The sequence below is a fragment of the Streptomyces sp. NPDC002671 genome, from assembly GCF_053592475.1.
Map to the genome: position 1 here is coordinate 23,866 of NZ_JBSFVU010000052.1, position 6,000 is coordinate 29,865.

The 6,000-nt window shown below is 69.6% G+C and carries 2 protein-coding genes and 3 pseudogenes; 4 read left to right on the plus strand and 1 reads right to left on the minus strand.

Features of this window, described 5'->3' with window-relative positions; translation table 11 throughout:
• Nucleotides 1–147: 147 nt before the first annotated feature.
• The 3 genes and pseudogenes from ACWD35_RS40195 to ACWD35_RS40205 all read left to right on the plus strand — a co-directional run.
• Nucleotides 148–822 (plus strand): annotated as a pseudogene (locus tag ACWD35_RS40195) (erythromycin esterase family protein); the annotation flags it as partial.
• Between the two features lie 74 nt (nucleotides 823–896).
• On the plus strand, nucleotides 897–1,268 hold the full coding sequence (locus ACWD35_RS40200) for an erythromycin esterase family protein (protein WP_451356310.1): 372 nt from the start codon (nucleotides 897–899) through the stop codon (nucleotides 1,266–1,268).
• Nucleotides 1,269–1,886: 618 nt separating this feature from the next.
• Complete coding sequence (locus ACWD35_RS40205) at nucleotides 1,887–5,471, plus strand: NB-ARC domain-containing protein (protein ID WP_451356308.1); 3,585 nt, start codon at nucleotides 1,887–1,889, stop codon at nucleotides 5,469–5,471.
• A gap of 40 nt (nucleotides 5,472–5,511) precedes the next feature.
• On the opposite strand, the pseudogene ACWD35_RS40210 reads toward ACWD35_RS40205, so the two are convergent.
• A pseudogene (locus ACWD35_RS40210) lies at nucleotides 5,512–5,826 on the minus strand (transposase); the annotation flags it as partial.
• Between ACWD35_RS40210 and ACWD35_RS40215 the strand changes: the two are divergent.
• Nucleotides 5,785–6,000 (plus strand): annotated as a pseudogene (locus ACWD35_RS40215) (hypothetical protein); the annotation flags it as partial. The pseudogenes ACWD35_RS40210 and ACWD35_RS40215 overlap by 42 nt on opposite strands.

Sequence of the window (6,000 nt, forward strand, 5' to 3'; positions counted from 1 at the left end):
GACTGGCTTCGCACCCACGCCGTCCCCCTCGACCACCTCGACCCCGAGGCACCACTCGACGATCTGGAGCCGCTGCGCGCCATCATCGGCGACGCACGTGTCGTCGCGATCGGCGAAAGTTCCCACTTCATCAACGAGTTCGCATCCATGCGCGAGCGCATCCTGCGGTTCCTGGCCGAGCGCTGCGGATTCACCGTCCTGGCCTTCGAGTACGGCTTCAGCGAAGGCTTCCCCCTTGACGCATGGGCCCAGGGTGAGGGGACGGACGACGACCTGTCGGCGCACCTCGCCGGGACGATCCCCGTGGGAGTCGACGAGCCGCTGCGCTGGATACGCCGGCACAACCATACCGCCTCAACACCGGTGCGCTTCATAGGCATCGACATCCCGGCGGCCGGTGGTTCCTTGCTTCCCGCCCTGGCCCCGGTCGCCGACTACCTTCGCCGGATCGACCCCGAAACCCTGCCGGTCGTCCAGGAGGCGATGCGGATCGCCGAATCGTTCGCCGGTGGCTCCGCGGCCGTCGCCGCGCCCGCGTGGGCACGCCTGGCCACCGCCGAACAGGACGCCCTCAGCGCGACCCTGACACGCCTGCTCATCCGGTTCCGCTCCGTCGAACCGCTGTATGTCTCCCGCGCCGACCAGCACAGCTACGACATCGCCGTGCGCCGACTCGAAGGCGCCTGCCACGCCGACTACACCTTCCGCGCCATGGCCGACCTCTTCGCCGGCAAAGGGCTGACCGCCGACACCTCAGCCCGCGACGTCTACATGGCCCAGTCGGTCCTGTGGCACCTGGACCGCTTCCCACCCGGCACCCGCGTCGTGCTGGCGGCTCACAACGCCCACATCCAGAAGACACCGGTCTCCTTCAACGGGCACCTCACGGGGCTCCCATGGGACAGCACCTGCACCGCACGCTCGGCGATGATTACTTCGCCCTCGGCCTGGCGAGCACCACCGGACATACCGCAGACATGCCCCGCGACGAGAACACACCCTTCGGCTTCACCATCGACGCCACCGCCCTGGAGCCGGCCGAGCCGGGAAGCATCGAAGCCGCCTTCGCCGACGCCGAACTCGGGCTCAGCATCGCCGATCTCCACCAGGCACGCCCGCAGGAGGCCCATGGAAACGCCGACCTTGCCCCGGGCCCCGACCGCATCCGGATCCAAAGCGCATACCTCCACACCCCCATCCTTGAGGCGTTCGACGCCATCCTCCACACCCCGACCTCCACCGTTGCCGACAACCTCGAAAACATGTGAGACGGGCCAATGACCCGGGCTGTGAGGCCAAGAAAATACACCCGGACCCAGCACCGGAACCATCCCTCACAGTCCCGGGAGCCGAGCCCGCCGTCGGCTGGTCGGCAGTCCTGAACGTGCCCGGCGATGTGCTCACCGTGACCGGCCCCGCTGCCCGCCGCGCGGCTTCGTACATCCGAGGGTTGGTGAGGTCCGCGAAGTCCTTCATCGCATCTCCGTGCTCGATCGGTCGGCAGCCTCCGCCGGGGTTCGGGGACGGGGCACGGCGGCGGCCAGCCCACCATGGCCGCCGTGGATAGCTGTCCGCGTGCCACGGTCCGGCGCAACGGCAACGCCGCGGACAGCAGGCCGGCGTCGCGCATCAGGTCCCAGGCGGCGTGAAGCCCTGCTGGTGCCTTGGCAAAGGTTCTCCTGCTCCACTCGTGGTAGGCGATCAGGTCCTCGGCGGTGAGCCGGACGGCCGCGGCCGACCAGCGGCCTTCCTGGTCACCGCCGGCAACCATTGATCGACAAGACACCCCCTCGCTAGGTGTGGCCGTGCGACCGACGGGGAACTCCTCGGTACGCCAGGTCGTCCCCTTTGCTGAGGGACGGCATCGGGGGGTGCGGTTGAGAACGATGACGCTGCGGGCAGCGGGGCTACTCGCCCTGGCCGTGACGAGCGCCGTGGTGGTCACGCTGCTGGGTCTGGCAACCAACCAGGCGTCCTCGCAGGAGCGTTGGCCGGGGCTGCTGGACGTGCTGAGGGAGCATCCCTGGGCCGCGGGAGCGCTGCTCACCGTGGTCGGGGTGCTGCTGAGCCTCCTGCTCCAGCGGCTGACGAGCCGGTGGACCCCGACCGGGCCGCCGATACCGGCGGTGCCGCCCGTACCCGAGTGGGTGGTCGCGCGCTCGGAGTCCCTCGATGTGATTCAGGCGTTGTGCCGGCGGGCACAAGGGACGATCGGCATCACCACTGCTCTGCGGGGAGCCGGTGGATTCGGGAAGACGACGCTGGCCGAGATGGCGTGCGCGGACCCCAAGGTCCGCAGATGGTTCCGGGGACGGATCTTCGTTGTGACGATCGGGCGCGAGGTGCGCGGTCGTGAGGCCCTGGCCGCCAAGGTCGCCGAGGTCACCAGGTTTGTCACTGGGGACACCACCACGTTCGACGACCCCGGACTGGCCGGGGCCCACCTGGGCCGGCTCCTGGACGAGCAGCCACGGACCCTGCTGGTGCTGGACGATATCTGGGAACGGGAACAGCTCGAGCCGTTCCTGCACGGTGGACGCGACGTCGTACGCCTGGTCACGACCCGCGTCCCCAAAGCCCTGCCCGGCGACGCCCATCAAGTACGGGTCGACGCCATGTCCGACGACCAAGCCCGCGCAGCGCTGACCTGGGGACTCCCGGAACTGCCCCGGGCCACGACCGAGCTGATCCTCGCCGTGACGGGAGGATGGCCCCTCCTGCTCCGCCTGGCCAATCGCCTCATCGCCGCCGACCTGGAGACGGGGGCCGACCCGGCGGACGCGACACGCGACGTGCTGGAGCGGCTGCGGGCCCACGGTCCGGTCGGCGTCGATCCGACGGTCCCGCTCGATGTCGACGACCCCAAGGAGCGACGCAAGGCCGTCCGGGCGACCGTGGAGGCTGCCACGCGTCTGCTCACCCCCGAGGACACACGGCGTTTCATCGAACTGGGCGTGTTCGCCGAAGACGAAAGCATCCCGGTCGCACTGGTCGCGCGCCTCTGGCACGGGGAGCACGACGGGAGCCGCGCCCGTGAGCTGATCCGCACGCTGGCGAACCTGTCCCTGCTGACCCTGCACAGCGAAGGCAGTGGATTCATCTCGCTGCACGACGTCGTCCGTGACTACTTGCAGCGACAACTGACCGTCAGACAACTGAGCCTCGTGCACGGCAAGCTCACGCGCGCCATGGCCCTGGACCTGGCGCCGGCCGAACCGCTGGTGGCGGATGATCCGTCGCCCGAGACGAGCTGGTGGGAAACACCGTACGGCTACGCGCTCGATCACTTGATCGCCCACCTGATCGCTGCCGACCGTTCCGAACTGGCCCGCACGGTCGCCCAGGATCTGCGGTGGATCGAACGCCGGTTGTACCAGCGCGGCCCGGTGGCGCCGTACAGCGACCTCGCCCAGCTGGGCACCCGCGAGGCAGCACAACGTGTCCGGGAGCTGTCCCGCGTCGCGCACCTGCTCACACCCACCATCCCCGAGCACGCGCTGAAGCACGTCCTCTACAGCAGGCTCGGACACCGCTCGGCCTGGCGTGGTCAGGTCGCCGCGCTGGTCCGCGACCGGACGGGACCGGGGCTTGCGCAACGGTGGGAGCCACCGGACCTGACCGATGGCCTCCTGCGCAGCTCGCTGGTCCATCCCGGTCCGGTCACCGCACTCGCCGTGGCCCCCGATGACGCGTGGCTGGTCGGCGGCTGTGCGGACGGCAGCCTCCACGTGTGGGAGACACGTACCTGGAGTCGTCTGGCCACGGTGCGGGCGCACACGGACCGGGTGGCTGCCATCTCCGTAGCGTCGGACGGCTCCTGGCTGGTGACGGGGAGCGCGGATGGGACCGCGAAGAAGTGGGAGACGGCGACCTGGACGTGCGCGGGAACATTCTCCGGCCACGACAAGGCGGTGACCGCTCTCGCACTTTCCCCCGACGACAGTCTGCTGGTCACCGGCAGTGCGGATCGCACGCTCAGAACCTGGAACCCGGATGACGGCTCCTGCACCGCAAAGCTCAAGCACCACGCGTGGCCGATCAAAGGGATCTCCTTCCACCCGGACGGCTCTCACTTCTTCTCCACCTGCCACGTAGAGGTGGTGCGGTGGATGACCGGCACGTCCCGGCGCAGCACCCCCGTCTCCACCGATGAAGTCCATGTCGGTCCTGTCGCCGTGGCCCGTAATCGCGGGGTCGTCCTGTCCACGAGTCGCGGACTGTACTTGGTGCGCCGTCCCACCCATCGTGCAGTGCCGGCACTGGACGGCGGGGACGCGCAACGCATCGTGGATGCCGGGCCGGTGACGGCTCTCGCCGTTTCCGACGACGGCGACCTCATCGCCATCGCGGGCCCTACCGGAGCGACTCAGATCCGACCCTTCGGCAGCGGCTCCCAGCTCGTCGCGACCGGGCACCTGGGAGCGGTGAACGACGTGGCCTTCGCCCATTCGGGCTCCTGGTTCATGACCGCGGGGTCGGACGGGACGGTCAGGACGTGGGACCTACGGGGCGAGAGACCGCGCACCGTGCCGTCGGAGGGCGGTAGGGTCGCGTTTCCGCGATCCGCTCTCAGTGCCTCCGCATCCGCAGGCGGTGAGCACCTCGCAGTCATCAGCACGGTCGGGAACCTGACGGTGCGAAGACCTCCCGTGGAGCCGGGCGCCGGCCGGGCGACGGAGCTGCCGCTCTACGATCGGAACGAACCCTTCCGTCACGGCTACGAACCGTTCGCGGCCCTGTCCCCGGATGGCACGCTCATCGCCGTGTGTGAGGAGGGAACGTGGACGACCCCGGGCAACGGCACCGCCCACATACGGTTGTTCGACATGTCAGGAGGGCGGCTGCACCGGTACCAGTGGTACGAAGCGACGATCACCGCCGTCGCCGTAACGCCCGACCGCACGATCGCCGCCGGTACCGCGGACGGCAGAGTCATGTTCTGGGCGCCCGGAGCTCCGGAGGACACGTCTTTGGCCGTGCCCGGTCACCGGGGGAAGGTGACCACTGCGGCCTCGGCACCGGACGGCAGCTGGATCGTGACAGGCGGTGCTGACGCACAGATCAAGGTCTGGGACGTCGCATCTCGAAAGCCGCGCAGGATCGCCCGGCACCCGGCCACAGTGACGAGCACGGCGATCGCCTCGGACGGCATCTGGCTCGCCAGCGGAGACCTGCACGGGACCGTCTGCGTCCTGGACATGACCCGGGGCACCATCACGGGAACCTTCCGCACCGCTTCGGGCCCGGTGAAGAGCATCGCCATCTCTCCGGACGGGGTGTGGATCAGCGTCGTGTCCTCACCACGAACCATCGAGGTCTGGCACAGGGCAACATGCAGACGCGCAACGATGATGCGTACGGAGGCACCGTTGCTCACCTGCTCCTGGACCGGCGGTAACGATCTCGGCCTGGTCGCCTGCAGCACGCGGGGTCTGCACGGTTTCACCTTCCTTCCCCCGCCGACCGCGTAGGTGCTGACTGCAGGAACGGCCGCCGTTCCCACTCGGCATCCGCGTCGATCGCGACCAGCCAGTCCACCTCCGCCCGACTCTGGGCCGTAGCCAGGAGGCGGTCGAAGGCGCCGTCGGCGGCCCAGCGGGCGAACCGTCCGTGGACGGCCTGCCAGGGTCCGAACCGCTCGGGCAGGTCTCTCCAGGGCAGGCCGGTGCGGAACTTGAACACGATGCCCTCAAGCACCTGCCGGTGATCACGCCACCGCCCACGGGCCCGGCCCACGGGCGGCAGCAACGGCGCGATCACCGCCCAACGGCCCGCACCCGCACCCTGCCCGAGCCGACCGCCCACACCCCCACCCTTGCGGCCCATGCCCGCGAACTCCTCGCCGGGCTCGGCCTCCAGCGCGCCCGCGTCCGCGCACTCGCCGTACGAGCCGAACGCCTCCGCCCCTGGTGGTGCCATGTTTGGCCGATCTGGCCGGTGATAGTTCCCAACTGCTCTGGCTCCTCCCGATCGGCCCACTCCACGATGTCGCCCGGGTAC